16 protein-coding genes and 1 other RNA gene are annotated in these 18,383 nt (G+C 54.6%); 6 read left to right on the top strand and 11 right to left on the bottom strand.

What is annotated here, in order from left to right; genetic code table 11:
- Positions 1 to 137: 137 nt before the first annotated feature.
- Positions 138 to 719, bottom strand: coding sequence for a YecA family protein (locus tag RT340_RS14085; RefSeq protein WP_034823202.1), 582 nt, complete (start codon positions 717 to 719; stop codon positions 138 to 140).
- Between the two features lie 170 nt (positions 720 to 889).
- On the opposite strand from RT340_RS14085, the gene zapA reads away from it, so the two are divergent.
- The 3 genes from zapA (at position 890) to RT340_RS14070 (ending at position 2,236) form a co-directional block, all read left to right on the top strand.
- Positions 890 to 1,219, top strand: a complete 330-nt coding sequence (zapA, locus tag RT340_RS14080; RefSeq protein ID WP_034823204.1) for a cell division protein ZapA — start codon at positions 890 to 892, stop codon at positions 1,217 to 1,219.
- 39 nt (positions 1,220 to 1,258) lie between these two features.
- Positions 1,259 to 1,442, top strand: a non-coding RNA gene (ssrS, locus tag RT340_RS14075) — 6S RNA.
- Positions 1,443 to 1,630: 188 nt separating this feature from the next.
- Positions 1,631 to 2,236 carry a 5-formyltetrahydrofolate cyclo-ligase gene (locus RT340_RS14070; RefSeq protein ID WP_097118032.1) on the top strand — a complete coding sequence of 202 codons (606 nt, stop codon included), beginning with the start codon at positions 1,631 to 1,633 and terminating at the stop codon, positions 2,234 to 2,236.
- A gap of 74 nt (positions 2,237 to 2,310) precedes the next feature.
- Here the strand turns inward: RT340_RS14070 and serA are convergent, their stop codons facing one another.
- Positions 2,311 to 3,549 (bottom strand): phosphoglycerate dehydrogenase, encoded by a 1,239-nt coding sequence (gene serA, locus RT340_RS14065; RefSeq protein WP_034823209.1) that lies wholly within the window; start codon positions 3,547 to 3,549, stop codon positions 2,311 to 2,313.
- 290 nt (positions 3,550 to 3,839) lie between these two features.
- Positions 3,840 to 4,499, bottom strand: coding sequence for a ribose-5-phosphate isomerase RpiA (rpiA, locus tag RT340_RS14060; RefSeq protein ID WP_058961895.1), 660 nt, complete (start codon positions 4,497 to 4,499; stop codon positions 3,840 to 3,842).
- 181 nt (positions 4,500 to 4,680) lie between these two features.
- Here rpiA and RT340_RS14055 point away from each other — a divergent pair, with 181 nt between their 5' ends.
- A complete protein-coding gene (locus tag RT340_RS14055; RefSeq protein WP_034823211.1) occupies positions 4,681 to 5,586 on the top strand; it encodes a LysR family transcriptional regulator ArgP in 906 nt (301 codons plus the stop codon).
- Positions 5,587 to 5,692: 106 nt separating this feature from the next.
- Here the strand turns inward: RT340_RS14055 and RT340_RS14050 are convergent, their stop codons facing one another.
- Complete coding sequence (locus tag RT340_RS14050) at positions 5,693 to 6,424, bottom strand: oxidative stress defense protein (RefSeq protein ID WP_097118033.1); 732 nt, start codon at positions 6,422 to 6,424, stop codon at positions 5,693 to 5,695.
- A gap of 218 nt (positions 6,425 to 6,642) precedes the next feature.
- Between RT340_RS14050 and RT340_RS14045 the strand changes: the two genes are divergently transcribed.
- Positions 6,643 to 7,950, top strand: a complete 1,308-nt coding sequence (locus tag RT340_RS14045; protein ID WP_097118034.1) for an MFS transporter — start codon at positions 6,643 to 6,645, stop codon at positions 7,948 to 7,950.
- On the opposite strand, the gene RT340_RS14040 is transcribed toward RT340_RS14045, so the two are convergent.
- Positions 7,937 to 8,635 (bottom strand): hypothetical protein, encoded by a 699-nt coding sequence (locus tag RT340_RS14040; RefSeq protein ID WP_058961893.1) that lies wholly within the window; start codon positions 8,633 to 8,635, stop codon positions 7,937 to 7,939. The two genes, RT340_RS14045 and RT340_RS14040, sit on opposite strands and share 14 nt — an antisense overlap.
- 59 nt (positions 8,636 to 8,694) lie before the next feature.
- On the opposite strand from RT340_RS14040, the gene RT340_RS14035 reads away from it, so the two are divergent.
- On the top strand, positions 8,695 to 10,971 hold the full coding sequence (locus tag RT340_RS14035) for an FAD-dependent oxidoreductase (protein ID WP_409566154.1): 2,277 nt from the start codon (positions 8,695 to 8,697) through the stop codon (positions 10,969 to 10,971).
- Here the strand turns inward: RT340_RS14035 and argO are convergent.
- From argO to tkt, 6 genes are all read right to left on the bottom strand, one after another.
- Positions 10,950 to 11,573 carry an arginine exporter ArgO gene (gene argO, locus RT340_RS14030; protein ID WP_313376612.1) on the bottom strand — a complete coding sequence of 208 codons (624 nt, stop codon included), beginning with the start codon at positions 11,571 to 11,573 and terminating at the stop codon, positions 10,950 to 10,952. The two genes, RT340_RS14035 and argO, sit on opposite strands and share 22 nt — an antisense overlap.
- A 171-nt stretch (positions 11,574 to 11,744) precedes the next feature.
- Positions 11,745 to 12,614, bottom strand: a complete 870-nt coding sequence (gene mscS, locus RT340_RS14025; protein WP_097118038.1) for a small-conductance mechanosensitive channel MscS — start codon at positions 12,612 to 12,614, stop codon at positions 11,745 to 11,747.
- 188 nt (positions 12,615 to 12,802) lie between these two features.
- Positions 12,803 to 13,882, bottom strand: a complete 1,080-nt coding sequence (fbaA, locus tag RT340_RS14020; RefSeq protein WP_034823221.1) for a class II fructose-bisphosphate aldolase — start codon at positions 13,880 to 13,882, stop codon at positions 12,803 to 12,805.
- Between the two features lie 102 nt (positions 13,883 to 13,984).
- Positions 13,985 to 15,148: a phosphoglycerate kinase gene (gene pgk / locus RT340_RS14015; RefSeq protein WP_097118039.1), complete on the bottom strand. Its 1,164-nt coding sequence runs from the start codon at positions 15,146 to 15,148 to the stop codon at positions 13,985 to 13,987.
- Positions 15,149 to 15,199: 51 nt separating this feature from the next.
- A complete protein-coding gene (gene epd, locus RT340_RS14010) occupies positions 15,200 to 16,219 on the bottom strand; it encodes an erythrose-4-phosphate dehydrogenase (RefSeq protein ID WP_034823224.1) in 1,020 nt (339 codons plus the stop codon).
- Between the two features lie 353 nt (positions 16,220 to 16,572).
- Positions 16,573 to 18,383 (bottom strand): transketolase (tkt, locus tag RT340_RS14005; RefSeq protein WP_313376606.1); only part of this gene is annotated, 1,811 nt, incomplete at its 5' end.

Raw genomic sequence — 18,383 nt, 5'->3', positions numbered from 1 at the left:
GGTCCAGCGAAAACCAAAGCGGCGCTGCCAGGTGCCCTACGGGCAATCAGCGCCTGACGACGTTGCTGGCAAGTATCCAGTGTCATCATGTTTCCACCCCCTGTTGAAACGGGCCCCACGCGCCCGCAATAACGCACTTAGTGTAACGTTGGCTTTTGCACTTCCGGCGCAGTTGGCGTGTGCTGACGAGTGAATGTGTCATGGCAAAGCAAAGCCGCCACGCGCACATACTCAATCACTTCTTCCAGCGACTGCTCCAGCTCTTCCTGATCTTCATCTTCGTCGTAACCGAGCTGCGCGATGGTGCGCAAATCATCAATCGCTTCGCCGGTTTCGCCAGTGACTTTATCCAGCTTCGGCTGCGTAACGCCTAAGCCGAGCAGGAAATGATTGACCCAGCCCGCGAGCGCATCCGCGCGATCGAAGACGGTGATGTCATCATCTTCCGGCAGCATCAGCTGGAACATGAAACCCTCGTCTTCCAGCGTATTGCTCAGATTTTCATGCAGCGCCTGCAGCGGCTGTGACAGGCTTTGTGAAAACGCCATGCCTTCGTTGGTGAGGTCATGGACCATGGTTTTCCAGCGGGTGTCTTTATTGCCACCACACAAAATGCCGGACAGCAATCCGTGCATTTCGGCTGGCGTCATGCCCACGCCCTGCTGAGAAAGGGCTGCGGCTAGCGCGTTGTAACCAGGAGTTTCGTTCTGTAAAGACATAGGCTTTGGTCGTCGTTGGCAGAATAAGTTCGTGTTATGCTACCACCAGGTGCCTCAGGGTTTCCAGAAAAGGGGTTGTAACTTATATCGCGGCTCTATATAGTTGCGCACCTCCCAACCCATTGACAGGTAAGGGAGATGCGAACAGAGTAATCAGTCAGGATGGTGGCATGTCTGCACAACCGGTAGATATTCAGATTTTTGGTCGTTCATTGAGAGTAAATTGTCCTCCCGAACAGCAAGATGCGCTGAATCTGGCTGCTGAGGATCTCAATCAACGGTTGCAAGATTTAAAAGTTCGCACTAGAGTCACCAATACAGAGCAACTGGTGTTCATCGCCGCCTTAAATATCTGCCACGAGCTGGCACAGGAAAAAGGCAAGACGCGCGACTATGCAGCAAACATGGAACAACGTATCCGCATGCTGCAGCAGACCATTGAACAAGCATTAGTTGAGCAAGGTCGCATAACTGATCGCCAGGGCCCTAAATTCGAATAACACTTCATGGTACTCGTGTTAGAGTGACGGTGAAGTCAATTTTCTCTGAGATGTTTGCAAGCGGGCCAGTCCCCTGAGCCGATATTTCATACCAACAGAATGTGACGCTCCGTAACCTGTGAGCATGCTCGGTCCGTCCGAGAAGCCTGATGGTTGCGACGGCATATTCACCTTGAACCAAGGGTTCAAGGGTTACAGCCTGCGGCGGCATCTCGGAGATCTCCTCTTTTGTCCCCTTCGCCAGAGACTCATGTTTCAGCAAGGCGGCAAGCAAATGAATCCCAATCAGCTTAACAAATTGAGTGATTGGGGTGCATGAGCGCAGTTAACCCCCTGTACCTGAAGTATGACGCGAATCTCCCGCTTCGCATGATATAGTTGGCCAAATAGCCGACTCTGCCGGGGGGCATCATGACCGCACCTTCCCTACTTGATCGCCAGGACATTCGTCAGCATGTGCGCCATCTGCGTCGCAACCTTACGCCTGAACAGCAGGAACAAGCTGCCGATCTGCTCGCCGAGCACGCTATCAACTTTGCGCCTATCGCTAATGCTCAACGCATCGCGCTGTTTTTATCTGTCGATGGCGAAATCAACACCCGCCCGCTGATTGCCAAGCTGTGGCAGCAGAAAAAGCAGGTTTATTTGCCGGTACTGCATCCTTTCGCTCCCGGCCATCTGCTGTTCCTGCGTTATACACCTGAGACCTCACTGACCCCGAACAAATTGCGCATCCCGGAACCGCCGCTGGATATCACGCAGATGGCCACACTCGATCAGTTGGATGTGATGCTGGTGCCGTTAGTGGCATTTGACCACCAGGGTCAGCGATTGGGCATGGGGGGAGGTTTTTACGATCGCACCCTGCAGCACTGGCAGCAGCATGGCTTTTTACCGATGGGCATTGCGCACGATTGCCAGCGTGTTGAGGCATTGCCAGTCGCGGCATGGGATGTCCCCTTGCCTGCTATTTTGACGCCGTCAAAGCTGTGGCAATGGGATAGCGCCGAACGATAAAACAAAGGGCGCCAAACGATGTGGCGCCCTGAGCAATCAGCAAGATGAACGGGCACACTCGGTGCCCTGAATCATCAGTACAGCAGACGGGCGCGAATGGTGCCCGGAATCGCTTTCATCAGCTGCAGCGCTTTTTCCGCCACATCTTCTTCTGCATCAATATCGATAACCACATAACCCATCACCGGAGAAGTTTGCAGATACTGAGCGGCGATGTTGATGCCCTGCTCGGCAAAGATCTGGTTAATCGCGGTCAGCACGCCAGGACGGTTCTCATGGATGTGCAGCAAGCGGCTGGCGCTGGCAGCGTGCATCGGCAGAGACACTTCCGGGAAGTTAACCGCAGACAGCGTAGAACCGTTGTCAGAGTACTTAGCCAGCTTGCCCGAGACTTCCAGACCGATGTTCTCCTGCGCTTCCTGAGTAGAACCCCCGATATGTGGCGTCAGGATCACGTTATCAAACTCGCACAGCGGTGAGTTGAAGGGATCGCTGTTGGTCGCCGGCTCAACCGGGAAGACGTCGATGGCCGCACCGGACAGATGCTTGTTAGCCAGCGCATTGCACAGGGCTGGGATATCAATCACGGTGCCGCGTGCGGCGTTGATCAGCAGTGCACCCGGCTTCATCAGCGCCAGCTCTTCTGCGCCAATCATGTTTTGCGTTGAAGCATTTTCTGGTACGTGCAGGCTGACCACGTCGCTCATATTCAGCAAATCGGACAGGTGGCGAACCTGAGTCGCATTACCCAGCGGCAGTTTGGTTTCGATATCGTAGAAGAACACGTGCATGCCAAGACCTTCTGCCAGCACGCCCAGCTGCATGCCGATATGGCCGTAACCAATGATGCCCAGTTTCTTACCGCGCGCTTCGAACGAGCCGTTAGCCACTTTGTTCCAGATACCACGGTGAGCTTTGGCGTTCGCTTCAGGGATCCCGCGCAGCATCAGCAGCATTTCACCAATCACCAGCTCAGCCACTGAACGGGTGTTAGAGAATGGCGCATTGAAGACCGGCACACCGCGTTTTGCGGCCGCATTCAGGTCAACCTGGTTAGTACCGATACAGAAACAGCCCACTGCGACCAGCTTCTCAGCCGCCGCAAAGATCTCTTCAGTCAGTTGGGTACGGGAACGGATACCAATGAAGTGCGCATCGCGGATGGAGGACTTCAGCGACTCCGCATCCAGTGCCCCTTTGTGGAATTCGATGTTGGTGTAACCTGCAGCACGCAGATTATCCAGTGCACTCTGGTGAACGCCTTCCACCAGCAGGAACTTAATCTTGTCTTTTTCCAGTGATACCTTTGCCATTTCCCGACCCTATTCAGAATTCAACGAGGACTACCATAAGGTAGCCTTCTGCCAAAATATCAAAAATTTCGAGCGCGGCAATACAAACGATTGCCTGACCGCCAGCACGCGCCCACGTTGAGGCAGCACAAAGCCGTACAAAATCGTGGGATGCGAGTGCGCCGAAGTACGAACCTGCTGTTGATGAATCTTTTGTGACATAAGTCACCAAATTTCACCCCAGCAAGAAAAGATGTTTTGCAGATGGAAATAACCGGCGCAGCACTCGCGCCGGTGAATACGCTATCAGATCAATAAGTGATGGTTTTCACACCCTCTGCGGTGCCGATCAACGCCACATCAGCACCACGCGCAGCAAACAAGCCCACGGTAACCACGCCCGGCAGTGCATTGATGGTTTTTTCCAATGCAATCGGGTCGAGAATACGCAGATTATGCACGTCGAGAATAATGTTGCCGTTGTCGGTCACCACGTTCTGACGATACTCCGGCTGGCCCCCCAGCTTCACCAGTTCACGCGCGACAAATGCACGCGCCATCGGAATCACTTCCACCGGCAGCGGGAAGTTACCCAGGATATCCACCTCTTTGGAGGCATCCGCAATGCAGATGAACTTCTTCGCCACCGCTGCGACAATTTTCTCACGCGTCAGCGCTGCGCCGCCGCCTTTGATCATCTGCATCTGTGGATTGATTTCGTCGGCGCCATCAACGTACACCGACAGCTCATCCACATTATTCAAATCAAAAACCGGAATCCCCAGGGCTTTGAGTTTTTCCGTCGAGGCTTCCGAACTGGAGACCGCGCCTTCAATCTGATCTTTCATGGTGCCAAGCGCATCAATAAAATGCGCCGCTGTTGAACCGGTGCCAACGCCAACAATGGTGCCGGGTTGCACGTACTGCAGTGCTGCCCAACCAACCGCTTTTTTCAGTTCATCCTGGGTCATGGTATGTTTAAAACCTGTGCGACATCGAAGTGCGCGTAGTATAAAACAAGGCGTCGTGAAAATGCGCGGCTGTTAACGCATCGATTTAAGCCTTTGGAAGCCAGCCCGCAAAAAAGCGCCGCAGCACAATATGACAGTTTTGTGGCATAGTACTTTCCATCCTGAACGAGAGAGAACAACAATGAAACGCCCGGATTATCGAACGCTTCAGGCGCTGGATGCTGTGATTCGCGAGCGCGGTTTTGAGCGTGCGGCCCAAAAACTCTGCATCACGCAGTCTGCGGTGTCACAGCGCATTAAACAGCTGGAAAATTTATTTGGTCAGCCGCTGCTGGTGCGTACCGTGCCGCCGCGTCCGACCGAGCAAGGACAAAAACTGCTGGCACTGTTACATCAAGTCGAGTTGCTGGAAGAAGAGTGGCTGGGTGATGACAACGGCGGCACCACGCCATTGCTGCTGTCACTGGCGGTCAACGCCGACAGTCTGGCGACCTGGCTGCTGCCTGCGCTGAAAGATGTGCTGGCCGATTCACCGGTGCGCCTGAATCTGCAGGTCGAAGATGAAACCCGTACTCAGGAACGCCTGCGTCGTGGTGAAGTGGTTGGTGCTGTCAGTATTCAACCGCAGCCGCTGCCAAGCTGTCTGGTGGATCAATTGGGTGCACTGGATTATCTGTTCTGCGCCTCGCCGGATTTTGCTGCGCGCTACTTCCCGAATGGCGTCACGCGTTCGGCTTTGTTGAAAGCCCCTGCGGTGGCGTTTGACCATCTCGATGATATGCATCAGGCGTTTTTACAGCAGAACTTTGATCTGTCCCCGGGTAGCGTACCGTGCCACATCGTTAACTCGTCGGAAGCCTTCGTGCAGCTGGCGCGTCAGGGTTCGGTGTGCTGTATGATTCCGCACTTACAGATTGAGCGTGAACTGGCACAAGGGGATTTGGTGGATTTGACGCCGGGTCTTTATCAGCGTCGCATGCTTTACTGGCACCGCTTCGCGCCAGAGAGCCGCTTAATGCGCAGCGTGACGGATGCATTGATTGCACACGGTCATCGCGTATTGCGTCAGGATACGGCGACAGCCTAATCCCAATTACCGATGAGCATAGCGGCGCGGTTTATCGCATGAATGAACAGCAGTATTGCTGCCGTTCAGCGCCATAAATCACGCCGCTATGATTCAACACATCAGATTACTGAGCTGTATTTGGCTTAATCTCGAACACCACATCCACCTGATCGTCAAAGTGAATGCTCTGCTGCTCATAGGTCTGCTGCGCGGTGGTATCCGCAGGGGCAGCAGCCGCTTTGTACATGCGCGCCATTGGCATTGGCTGATAGTTCGCCACGTGATAGCGGATGCTGTATACCGGGCCTAATTTCGCATTAAAGCCTTCTGCCAGCGCACCGGCCTGCTGAGTGGCGTTAGCAATCGCCGCTTTGCGTGCCTGATCTTTATAGGCATCAGCATTCGCCACGCCCAGCTCTACTGAACGGATTTCATTCAGGCCGGATTTCAGCGCGCCGTCCAGCAACTCATTCAGTTTATCCAGCTGACGTAAGGTCACCTGCACCTGACGCACCGCACGATAACCTTTCAGTACGGACTTCCCTTCTTTGGTGTAGTCATACTCGGGTTGCGTGCTCAGGTTTGCCGCATCAATATCTTTCTTTTCGATACCGCTCTTTTGCAGGAAATCGAAATATTGCGCCACGCGGTCATCAGCTTGTTTTTTCGCATCTGCCGCATCTTTCGAAGAAACATTCACCACGATGGAGAGTGTCGCGATATCCGGACGGGCATCAACGCTTGCCTGACCTGAGGTCACAACATGCGGGCCATTCGGGACTTCACCCGCTTGTACCATCGCTGACATTACGCCCGTGCTCATAACGGCGGCCAGCGCCAGTGCTTTCAGTTTCACGAAAGTCCTCCTTGAAGGTTCAATTTACAGGTCGCCACTATGGCTAAACCTAAAACACATTACTATGCGTGATGGTCTGAGTTTGAAATCACCAAAAAGTTCGGATAACGGCGTTTTTAACGTATCCGCGATCGCAAAACTATGCTGACAGATTCGCGGAAAGTTCGCCTTGGTGTTTCTATTAAAGAAACAATTCTAGCCTCCGGGAGAGTTGTATTATGACAGAACAGCCCCTTAGCCACAGCGCCGTTGCCGTTCGCGCCGGACGTACCCGATTCCTGATGTTAGGCCTGGTGTTTATCAACATCATCATCAACTACATGGATCGCACCAATCTCTCCGTGGCCGCCACGCAAATGGCCGGCGAACTGCGCTTTACGCCGATGGAGATGGGGTTGATCTTCTCGGCATTTGGCTGGATCTATGCGGCGCTGCAGATCCCCGGAGGCTTTCTTATCGATCGTCTCGGCGCGCGACTGGTGTATGGCGTAGGACTGTTTGCCTGGTCATTGATCACCGCTCTGCATGCGCTCGCCAACAGCTTCGGTGCGCTCTTCGGACTACGTCTGGGCGTTGGTGCTTTTGAAGCGCCGGTGATGCCTTCGAATAACCGCGTAATATCCAGCTGGTTCCCGGAACAGGAGCGTGCCAGCGCCATCGGCATTTACTCCTCGGCCCAGTTCGTTGGACTCGCCTGCATGACGCCACTTCTGTTTCACGTGCAGGATGCCTTTGGCTGGCGCGGACTGTTTCTGATCACCGGTGTGGCCGGGATGATCTGGGCGCTGGTGTGGTATCTGCTTTACCGTGAGCCACATGAGCATAAAGGCGTGTCAGAAGCCGAATTAAACTACCTGCGCAGCAACGGTGCCTTACTCGAGAGCCGTCAGCACACGCTGCAGCCGAAGGCCCGCTGGGCCGATCTGGCACAAATGTTCCGCAGCCGCAAACTGGTGGGTATCTATATCGGCCAGTTCACCATCTCCGCCACCTTTTGGTTCTTCCTCACCTGGTTCCCGACCTATCTGGTGGAGTATCGCCATATGGGCTTCATTAAAAGCGGCTATGTGGCTTCCGTTCCCTACTTCGCCGCTTTCTGTGGCGTACTGCTGGCAGGTTTCGCTTCGGATCGCATGATACGCCGAGGCGTGTCGCCCAGCGTGGCGCGTAAATTGCCGGTGATCCTTGGCCTGTTCCTGACGCTGTTTATTCTTGGCGCCAATTACACCGACGACGCCACGCTCATCGTGCTGTTTATGTCGCTGGCGTTTTTTGGCAACGGCCTCGCGACCATCACCTGGGTGTTTGTCACCGCACTGGCACCTCGCCATCTGATTGGCTTAGCGGGCGGCGTATTCAATTTCACCGGTGCGCTTTCCGCTATTGTGGTGCCGATTGCCATTGGCGCGTTGATCGATGGCGACAATTTCGCGCCAGCACTCGGCTTTATTGCCGTGCTGGCCGCGATAGGCATTTGCAGCTATCTGTTCGTGGTCGGGAAAATCGAGCATGTCAGCGCGCACTGATCAGCACTTTCGCCAGCGACTGCAACTGCGTCACCCGCTGCTGCAGATGCGCATCGTCTGCCTGCCAGATTTTGGCAAACGCCAGCGCTGCGCGGTTGTTATTGATTGGCTGCGCCATGCTGATTTCGCCGTCATCACGGTGCCAGATCAAGTGGTTTGCATCACGCTTGCGCGCCAGCAACGGCGCCATCTGCGCCCACTGTTCGTCGGTAAATCGTGGACGCAACTGCTCATCACTCTCTGTCGCCAGCAGCGACACACCAATCACCGACTGCCACGCCGGCAGCATGCGGAAACCGGCCAGCGCCTGGCTGGCACTGGTGCGCTCACCCGGTTCGGAGTGCCAGATGTAAATCACCTGGTCCTCCCACAACACGCCCAGCGCCACCACGATGTCGCGTGGCGCGTGTGCTTCCAGTTGCGGCAGCGCCTGGGCAAACAGCGAGGAGCCGCGAATCGCCTGCGCCGCCAGAGCATGAATCCCCGGGCCGGGCAAATAGCGGCGATGTTCGTCCTGAATCGTCAGGCCAATCGAGGCCATGGTCATCAGCAGGCGGTTAACGCGTGTGCTGTTCATGTCCATCTGTCGCGCCAGTTCACGGCAGCCCACGGCTTTATCGCTGGAAACCAAATACTGCAAGCAGCGAATCCCATCAATCAGGCTTTGGTTGGGTTGAGAAGACATAGTTCACCCTGTGGCGCTCAAAACACCAATCTTAGCTTCAGCATGACAGGAAGCAAATGATGCAGACTTTCTCTTCGCAAAATGCGCGTCACTTTCCAGAGCAAAAATTACAGGCCGATTTGTTGGTGGCGGGCGGTGGGCTCGCGGGCGTGTGTGCCGCACTGGCCGCCGCGCGTGACGGATTACAGGTGGTGTTGGTTCAGGATCGCCCGGTGCTGGGTGGCAACGCATCGAGTGAAGTGCGCTTGTGGGCCAACGGGGCGACATCGCATATGGGCAACAACAACCGCTGGGCGCGCGAAGGCGGCATCATGGGCGAGATCATGGAGGAAAACCTGTGGCGCAACAAAGAGGGCAATCCGGTGCTGTTCGATATGGTGCTGCTGGATTTGGTGCAGTCGCAGCCCGGATTAACCCTGTTGCTCAATACCGTGGTCACCGATATCGAGAAATCAGACCGTCATTTGCAATCGGTGCAGGCCTTCAACGCCATCAATCAGACCCGCTATCACGTTAAGGCCAGCCAGTTTATTGATGCCAGCGGCGATGGCGTGCTGGGATATCTGGCGGGCGCAGCGCATCGCGTGGGTGCGGAAACCGTTGAAGAGTTTGGCGAAAAGATGGCGCCAGGCGAACATTTTGGCCACAAACTCGGCCACTCAATCTACTTCTACACCAAACGTACTTCGCAGCCGGTTCGCTTTGTCCCGCCCTCTTTTGCGCTTAAAGAGATTACCGCCATTCCGCGTTACAAACGCCTGACCTCCGATCTTAACGGCTGTGATTTGTGGTGGCTGGAATGGGGCGGACGGCTCGATACGGTGCACGAAAGCGAAACCATCAAATGGGAGCTGTGGAAAATCGTCTGGGGCGTTTGGGATTACATTAAAAACTCCGGCGAGTTCCCGGATGCCGATAACCTGACCATTGAGTGGGTAGGATTAATTCCCGGCAAACGCGAGAGTCGTCGCTTCCTTGGCGACACCCTGCTCTGCCAGCAGGACATCATCGAACAGCGCGATCACTACGACGCCGTCGCCTACGGCGGCTGGTCGATTGACCTGCATCCGGCCGATGGCGTCTACAGCGAACACGATGGCTGTCGCCAGTTTCACAGCAAAGGCACCTATACCATTCCATTCCGTGCGCTATACAGCCAGTCGCTGGATAATCTGCTGCTCACCGGTCGCTTAATTTCAGCCACCCACGTGGCCTTTGGCAGCGCGCGCGTGATGTGCACCTGCGGCGTACTGGGTGAAGTGGTGGGACGTGCGGCGGCAATCTGTCAGCAGCAGCAACTCACGCCAGCACAGTTAGCCCAGCCTGCTCACGTAACGCAGCTGCAGCAACGCCTGCTGCGCGAAGGGGCATACATCCCACGCCAGCAGCTTGCGAACCCGGTCAGCGATGCGCAGATCGAGGTCAGCAGCACCCTGCAACTCAGCGCCCTGCCCGCCGATGGCGGTTGGCAGTCGTTGCAATCGCGCTGTGCGTTGCTGCTGCCACTGAAAGCCGGTGAGCGCTTACCGGCAATATTCGTGCAGCTTCGTGCCAAACAGACGCAAAAACTGCAGGTTTCGCTGCTCAGCAGTGACAATCCGGCCAACACCTGCGGCGATCAGCACATCGCCAACCAGACAATCACGGTTAACGATCAGGGCAGCTACCGCCTGAGTTTTGATTACCGTGCGGATGTCGATCGTTATTTGTTTATCGCCTTCGAAGAGCAGCCAGAGATTGAAGTGGCACTTACCCGCCAGCGCTTGCCAGGCGTGATGATGGTGTTCAACAGCCTCAATCCGCGCGTCGCCAAACGCACAAGGCAGATCAATGACGGCGATTACGGCGTGGACGAGTTTGATTTCTGGCTGCCGCGCCGTGCGCCACATCAGGTGCTGCTGGCGTTCGCGCTGGAGACGCCGTTAAAACTCTGGCATCGCGATTATTTACTCAACGGCAAATTGCGCCCGGAACAGCACACCAACTGTTGGGTGCCAGCACTGGATGATGCCCAGCCAGCTGCCACCTGGCGATGGGAACTACAGCAACACGCACGCCAAATCACCCTGCTGTTTGATAACGACTTCGACCATGCGATGGAGACGGTGCAGATGGGTCATGCGCAGGCAGTGACACCGCACTGCACCACGCATTATCGGTTATGGCTGGATGAGATGTTACTGGTAGAAGTGCGGGAGAATCATCACTCGCTGTGCCACCACGCTGTGCCGCAGGATGTCAGTTTCCGGCAGATACGCTTAGAGCTGATCGCCAGTGCGGGCGCGCTACCCGCACTGTACGGTTTACATCTGCATCAGAACGCGGCAATGCCCTGACGCGCTAACTGGATGGCGATAAACCACATCACGCCGCCCACCAGCAGATTGATGATGCGCTGAGCACGCACGGTGCGCAGTCGTGGCGACAGCCACGCTGCCAACAATGCCAAACCAAAAAACCAGATAATCGATGCGCTCACCGTGCCCAACGCGAACCACTGGCGTGCGGCGGTAGAAGGCAGCTGACTGCCCAGGCTACCGAGCACCACGAAAGTATCGAGGTAGACATGCGGATTGAGCCACGTCACCGCCACGATGGTAGCAATAATGCGCCAGCGGCCTTGCTTCATCACTGCATCATCGGCCAGCGTCACATCGCCCTGCCACGCGCTGCGCAGTGCGCCCCAGCCGTACCACAGCAGAAACGCCACGCCGGCCCAGGTAATTAGCATCAGCATAATGGGGGATTGATTTAGCAGCGCACTGCCGCCGAAGATGCCGCCGCAAATCAGTACGATATCGCTCAGGGTGCACAATCCTGCAGTCATCAAATGGTAGTGGCGTTTAATGCCCTGGTTCATCACGAATGCGTTTTGCGGGCCCAATGGCAGAATGAGTACAGCCCCAAGAGCAAGCCCTTGTAAATAAACAGATAACACGTTGATAGTCCTGAATAACGAGGTAATGCGATGCAGTATAGTGACGCGAGGATATTAGTGGAAATTGAAAGATTTAATCAGGCATTAGAGAAAATAATAAGGTCGCCATAAATGACGACCTTTATACGATGTTGTGCAGTTTACCGTTCAAAACACAAGGCTACTGAGTGATTACTCGGCTTGTGCAGCTTGCTGCTCACTTTTAACCTGGTGCAGATGCACATCCATCTGCGGATACGGAATGCCAATACCCTTCGCGTCCAGTGCACGTTTGAAGTTCTTCAGCAGATCCCAGTACACGTTTTGCAGGTCACCGCTTTTGCTCCAGCAGCGCACCACAAAGTTCAGTGAAGAGGCGGCCAGTTCGTTCAGTCCGATCTGAATCCCCATCTCTTTCAGCACACGCTCATCGGCTTCGACGACTTCACGTAATAGCTCGATCACCTGATCAACGTCCGCATCATAGGCCACGCCGATAATAAACTCGTTACGACGAATCGGCTCACGCGAGAAGTTAACGATGTTGGCGGCGATGATTTTACCGTTCGGGATCACCACGATTTTGCCATCCACGGTTTTCAGCGTGGTAGAGAAAATCTGCACGTTTTGCACGGTACCCATCACGCCCAAATCAACGAACTCACCGGTTTTGAACGGACGGAAGGTCACCAGCAGCACGCCCGCTGCAAGGTTGGACAGAGAACCTTGCAGTGCCAGACCCACGGCCAAGCCAGCGGCGCCCAGTACGGCAATCACCGAGGCGGTTTGCACGCCCACGCGACCCAGCGCCGCAATTAAGGTGAAAGCGATAATGCCGTAGCGCACCAGGGCAGAGAGGAAGTCTGCAACGGTAGCGTCGATATGACGCGCCTGCAGCACGCGATTAATCGTATTTGAAACGATACGCGCAATGAACATACCAATAATGATGGTGATGATCGCCGCAACGATATTCACCGCATAGCTCAGGATCAGTGCCTGATTACGTACCAGCCAGCCGCCGGCACTATTAATGCCATCGACGACATTTAAGTCTTCCATTTGTTAGCCCTGTTGTTGAGTTTCCCGCAGGAAAATGCAAAAACGGCCAGATCAGCTCCGGCACTCCCGTGTACAAGGGTAAACAAAAATGGCATGAAGCGCCAAAGATGGGCTGAATTTACTCATTATTCCGAATCGAATGCATAAAAAAAGGCCCTTTCGGGCCTTTTTTGTACTGTAAGGAAAAATTACAGCACGTCGACAGCGTTCAGCTCTTTGAAAGCCTGCTCTAAACGCACAACCATTGAAGCCTGTGCAGAGCGCAGCCATACGCGTGGGTCGTAATATTTCTTGTTCGGGCTATCCACGCCATTTGGGTTACCCAGCTGGCCTTGCAGATAGTCTTCGTTCTTTTTGTAGTACTGCAGGATGCCGTCCCAGGTCGCCCATTGGGTGTCGGTATCGATGTTCATTTTGATTACGCCGTAACCAATTGACTCTTCGATTTCTGCAGCAGAAGAACCTGAACCTCCGTGGAACACGAAATCCAGCGCGTTGTGCGGCAGATTGTGTTTCTTGGTCACGTATTCCTGAGAATCACGCAGGATGGTTGGAGTCAGTTTCACGTTGCCTGGCTTGTACACGCCGTGCACGTTACCGAATGAAGCGGCGATGGTGAAACGCGGGCTGATTTTGCTCAGCTCGGTGTAAGCGTAATCAACGTCTTCTGGCTGAGTGTACAGGGCAGAAGCGTCCATGTGGCTGTTGTCCACGCCGTCTTCTTCGCCACCGGTGCAACCCAGTTCGATTTCCAGAGTCATGTCGATTTTCGCCATGCGCGCCAGATATTTAGAAGAAATCTCGATGTTCTCTTCCAGTGATTCTTCTGACAGGTCAATCATGTGAGAAGAGAACAGTGGCTTACCGGTTTTCTTGAAGTGCTCTTCACCGGCATCCAGCAGACCGTCGATCCATGGCAGCAGTTTCTTAGCACAGTGGTCGGTGTGCAGAATGACTGGCACGCCGTACTGTTCAGCCATCAGATGCACATGGTGCGCACCGGCGATAGCGCCGAAGATTGCTGCGCCCTGTGGCTTGTCGGTTTTGAAACCTTTACCGGCGATGAAGGCAGCACCACCATTGGAGAACTGAACGATGACCGGCGCTTTAACTTTGGCCGCAGCTTCCAGTACCGCGTTGATGGAGTCCGTGCCGACGCAGTTAACTGCAGGCAGAGCGAATTTGTTTTCTTTCGCTACTTGGAAAACTTTCTGAACGTCATCACCAGTGACAACGCCGGGTTTTACGAAATCAAAAATTTTAGACATGGTTGTGTCCTGTTTCGTTACCGTTCATCCCACAAAGGGACGTCGATTTTTTGCCCAGGATGGGCAAGCCTTCAGACGGCGCCGAAGCGCCGCCCCCAAAAATTACTGCTTAGCGCGCTCTTCCAGCATTGCTACAGCGGGCAGTTTTTTACCTTCCACGAACTCGAGGAATGCGCCACCGCCGGTAGAGATGTAGGAGATCTTGTCTTCGATACCGAACAGATCAATCGCTGCCAGGGTATCGCCGCCGCCCGCTACAGAGAACGCGTCGCTGTCTGCAATCGCGTTCGCCACGATTTCGGTGCCTTTGCGGAAGTTCGGGAATTCGAACACGCCAACCGGACCGTTCCACAGGATGGTTTTTGCCTCTTTCAGCAGTTTTGCCATCGCCTGTGCGGTTTCGTCACCGAAGTCCATAATCTCTTCGTTATCCGCCACTTCGGAAACCTTTTTCACGGTTGCCGGGGCAGTTTCAGAGAATTCCGTTCCGACGCGTGAGTCGGTTGGAACCGGAATACCGTGCTCGTCACGCAGCTTTTTCGCCGCTTCAACGAAGTCTGGTTCGTACAGTGATTTACCGACGTTGTTGTCGATAGCCACGAAGGTGTTAGCGATACCGCCACCAACGATCACGGTGTCAGCGATTTTCACCAGAGACTGCAGCACGTCGAATTTGGTCGATACTTTAGAACCACCAACAACCGCCACCAGCGGACGCTGTGGGTTGCTCATGACTTTACCCAGCGCTTCCAGCTCAGCAGAGAGCAGCGGGCCAGCACAAGCGATAGGGGCGAACTTGCCCACACCGTGGGTTGAAGCCTGCGCACGGTGCGCAGTACCGAAGGCATCCATCACGAACACGTCGCACAGGGCGGCATATTTCTTCGAAAGCGTCTCTTCGTCTTTCTTCTCGCCTTTGTTAAAGCGCACGTTTTCCAGAACCACCAGTTCACCCGCGCCGACTTCAACGCCGTCGAGGTAGTCTTTCGCCAGGGTCACGTTAGTGCCGTTCAGTTTGTCTTTCAGGTAGTTAACAACCGGCAGGAGCGAGAACTCTTCGTTGTATTCACCTTCGGTCGGACGACCCAGGTGAGAGGTAACCATCACTTTCGCGCCCTGTTTCAACGCCGCTTCGATGGTAGGCAGAGAAGCACGGATACGTGCATCTGACGTCACTTTCCCTTCTTTCACTGGCACGTTGAGATCGGCACGGATCAGAACGCGTTTACCAGCAAGATCCAGATCGGTCATCTTAATTACAGACATGGTGAACCCTCTCGTTGATTCTCATAAGTTTTGCCAGACGCAGTCCGCGTCTTACCTGAAACCGCTTGCGGCCATTGCTAACGTGGTGTCGATCATGCGGTTAGCAAAGCCCCATTCGTTGTCACACCAAACCAAGGTCTTGATCAGGTGATGACCACTGACCCGCGTTTGCGTGCCATCGACTATGGCACTGTGCGGATCATGGTTAAAATCTACTGAGACTAACGGTAATTCCGTATAGTCAACTATACCACGAAACGCCCCTTCTGACGCGTTTTGCAGCAACGCATTGACCTCACACGCCTTCACGGCTTCGCGTACCGAAACGCTCAAATCAATGGCTGTCACGTTGATCGTGGGCACGCGCACAGCGATGGCTTCAAAGCGATCGTTAAATTTCGGAAAAATACGGGTAATGCCAGCAGCAAGACGCGTATCCACCGGAATGATCGATTGGCTGGCGGCACGGGTACGACGCAGATCGCTGTGATAGGCGTCAATCACCTGTTGGTCGTGCATCGCCGAGTGAATCGTGGTCACGGTGCCCGATTCAATACCGAAGGCGTCATCCAGCAACTTGATCACCGGAATAATGCAGTTGGTGGTGCAGGATGCGTTGGAGACAATGCGGTCAGTTTGTTTAAGAGCCTGTTCGTTTACGCCGAACACCACGGTGGCATCTAAATCGTTACCGCCCGGATGCGAGAACAACACCTTCTTCGCGCCCGCTTGCAGATGCGCTTCGCCATCTGCGCGGCTGCCGTACACGCCGGTGCAATCCAATACGATATCGACGTTCAGTTCCTGCCATGGCAGTGCATCGATATCGGCCAGGTGCAGAATGCGGATGGTGTCGTCGCCCACGAACAGCTGATCGCGCTCCTGGCGCACATCCCAGGCAAAGCGGCCATGGCTGGTGTCATACTTCAGCAAATGCGCCATGCCGGTGGCTTCAGCCAGTTCGTTGATCGCCACCACGGTAATTTCAGCGCGGCGGCCGGTTTCATACAACGCACGCAGCACATTGCGTCCGATACGACCAAAACCATTAATTGCTATGCGAACGGTCATCTCACTTCCTGCAACAACAGCCAAAAAAACGTGCCAAATACCTTGAGCGTTTCGCTGCGTTTTGTACAGGGAATTATTGCCCGCTTAACGTTGCAAAATGATGCCGCTCAATTGCAACTGAAACGGTTCAGCTAGAATAAAGCATGCGCGGAATAACAGGAATGATTGCGATCAATTGCGCTGCTGATTATTGGATCTACGTCACATATTTCGCATGTAAAAATTATTACTGCAGGAATAATTGAAGCGTTTCAGGTTGAAGGCGGGTTCTGAAATGAAAAAAGGTGCGCATAAAGCGCACCTTCGTTAGCGATCATCTAACCTGTCGGGCCGCCCTTGATGGCGACCGCTGATTACAGAATAGATTTTGCGATGTTCACCACGTTCTCAACGGTGAAGCCGAACTCTTTGAACAGCAGCTCTGCCGGAGCAGACTCACCGAAGGTGGTCATACCGACGATAGCGCCATTCAGGCCGGTGTATTTGAACCAGTAATCGGCGATACCCGCTTCGATAGCCACACGTGCAGCAACTGCTTTCGGCAGTACAGATTCACGGTAAGCCGCGTCCTGCTTGTCGAAAGCGTCGGTTGAAGGCATAGAGACCACGCGCACTTTGCGGCCTTCGCTGGTCAGCTTGTCATAAGCGGCAACGGCCAGTTCCACTTCTGAACCGGTAGCGATCAGAATCAGCTCTGGCGTACCTTCGCTGTCTTTCAGCACATAACCACCGCGTGCCACGTTTGCCAGCTGCTCAGCGGTACGATCCTGCTGCGCCAGGTTCTGACGAGAGAAGATCAGGGCTGATGGGCCGTCTACGCGCTCGATAGCGTATTTCCAGGCAACCGCAGACTCAACCTGGTCACATGGACGCCACAGGCTCATGTTTGGTGTTACGCGCAGGCTGGCCATCTGCTCAACCGGCTGGTGCGTTGGACCATCTTCACCCAGACCGATTGAGTCATGGGTATAAACCATGATCTGACGAATCTTCATCAGTGCAGCCATACGTGCCGCGTTACGCGCGTATTCTACGAACATCAGGAAGGTTGCGGTGTACGGCAGGAAACCACCGTGCAGCGCGATACCGTTGGCGATCGCGGTCATACCGAATTCGCGCACACCATAATGGATGTAGTTACCGGCTGCATCTTCGTTGATTGGCTTAGAACCAGACCACATAGTCAGGTTGCTTGGCGCCAGGTCAGCCGATCCACCCATATATTCCGGCAGGATCTTACCGAAGGCTTCAATCGCGTTCTGGGAAGCTTTACGGCTGGCGATTTTAGCTGGGTTAGCCTGCAGCTGTTCAATGAACTTCTGCGACTCAGTTTCCCAGTTAGCTGGCAGCTCGTTGTTGGTACGACGCGTGAACTCAGCAGCCAGTTCAGGATGAGCAGCAGCATAAGCAGCAAACTTCTGATCCCATGCGGACTCTTTCGCCTGACCAGCTTCTTTCGCATCCCACTGCGCGTAGATGTCTGAAGGAATTTCAAACGGCGCGTGGTTCCAGCCCAGTTGCTTACGGGTCAGTGCGATTTCGTCGTCGCCCAGCGGTGCGCCGTGTGAATCGTGGGTACCGGCTTTGTTCGGAGAACCGAAACCGATGATGGTTTTGCACATCAGCAGTGAAGGTTTGTCTGAAACCGCTTTGGCTTCTTCTACTGCTTTCTTGATGGCGTCAGCATCGTGACCGTCTACGCCACGCACTACGTGCCAGCCGTAAGCTTCGAAGCGAGCGGCGGTATCGTCAGTGAACCAGCCATCAACGTGACCATCGATAGAGATGCCGTTGTCATCATAGAAGGCAACCAGTTTACCCAGTTTCAGGGTACCGGCGATTGAGCACACTTCGTGTGAGATGCCTTCCATCATGCAGCCGTCGCCCATGAACACGTAGGTGTTGTGGTCAACGATGTCATGGCCTGGGCGGTTGAACTGTGCCGCTAAAGTGCGCTCAGCGATGGCGAAGCCGACTGCGTTAGCGATACCCTGGCCCAGTGGACCGGTAGTGGTTTCAACGCCAGCGGTATAACCGTATTCTGGGTGGCCTGGAGTTTTAGAGTGCAGCTGACGGAAGTTCTGCAGCTCGCTCATCGGCAGGTCGTAACCGGTGAGGTGCAGCAGGCTATAGATCAGCATTGAGCCGTGGCCGTTAGACAGCA

This window comes from Pantoea sp. CTOTU50773, assembly GCF_032082325.1.
Taxonomy (GTDB): domain Bacteria; phylum Pseudomonadota; class Gammaproteobacteria; order Enterobacterales; family Enterobacteriaceae; genus Pantoea; species Pantoea communis.
This window is presented reverse-complemented; position numbering and strand designations above follow the sequence as displayed.

What these genes read in the sequence shown, in the direction of transcription:
- fbaA (WP_034823221.1), bottom strand. Translation starts at nt 13,882, where the DNA reads ATGTCTAAAATTTTTGATTTCGTAAAACCCGGCGTTGTCACTGGTGAT.
- RT340_RS14085 (WP_034823202.1), bottom strand. Translation starts at nt 719, where the DNA reads ATGTCTTTACAGAACGAAACTCCTGGTTACAACGCGCTAGCCGCAGCC.
- mscS (WP_097118038.1), bottom strand. Translation starts at nt 12,614, where the DNA reads ATGGAAGACTTAAATGTCGTCGATGGCATTAATAGTGCCGGCGGCTGG.
- zapA (WP_034823204.1), top strand. Translation starts at nt 890, where the DNA reads ATGTCTGCACAACCGGTAGATATTCAGATTTTTGGTCGTTCATTGAGA.
- pgk (WP_097118039.1), bottom strand. Translation starts at nt 15,148, where the DNA reads ATGTCTGTAATTAAGATGACCGATCTGGATCTTGCTGGTAAACGCGTT.
- RT340_RS14055 (WP_034823211.1), top strand. Translation starts at nt 4,681, where the DNA reads ATGAAACGCCCGGATTATCGAACGCTTCAGGCGCTGGATGCTGTGATT.
- rpiA (WP_058961895.1), bottom strand. Translation starts at nt 4,499, where the DNA reads ATGACCCAGGATGAACTGAAAAAAGCGGTTGGTTGGGCAGCACTGCAG.
- RT340_RS14070 (WP_097118032.1), top strand. Translation starts at nt 1,631, where the DNA reads ATGACCGCACCTTCCCTACTTGATCGCCAGGACATTCGTCAGCATGTG.
- RT340_RS14040 (WP_058961893.1), bottom strand. Translation starts at nt 8,635, where the DNA reads ATGTCTTCTCAACCCAACCAAAGCCTGATTGATGGGATTCGCTGCTTG.
- serA (WP_034823209.1), bottom strand. Translation starts at nt 3,549, where the DNA reads ATGGCAAAGGTATCACTGGAAAAAGACAAGATTAAGTTCCTGCTGGTG.
- epd (WP_034823224.1), bottom strand. Translation starts at nt 16,219, where the DNA reads ATGACCGTTCGCATAGCAATTAATGGTTTTGGTCGTATCGGACGCAAT.
- RT340_RS14045 (WP_097118034.1), top strand. Translation starts at nt 6,643, where the DNA reads ATGACAGAACAGCCCCTTAGCCACAGCGCCGTTGCCGTTCGCGCCGGA.
- RT340_RS14035 (WP_409566154.1), top strand. Translation starts at nt 8,695, where the DNA reads ATGCAGACTTTCTCTTCGCAAAATGCGCGTCACTTTCCAGAGCAAAAA.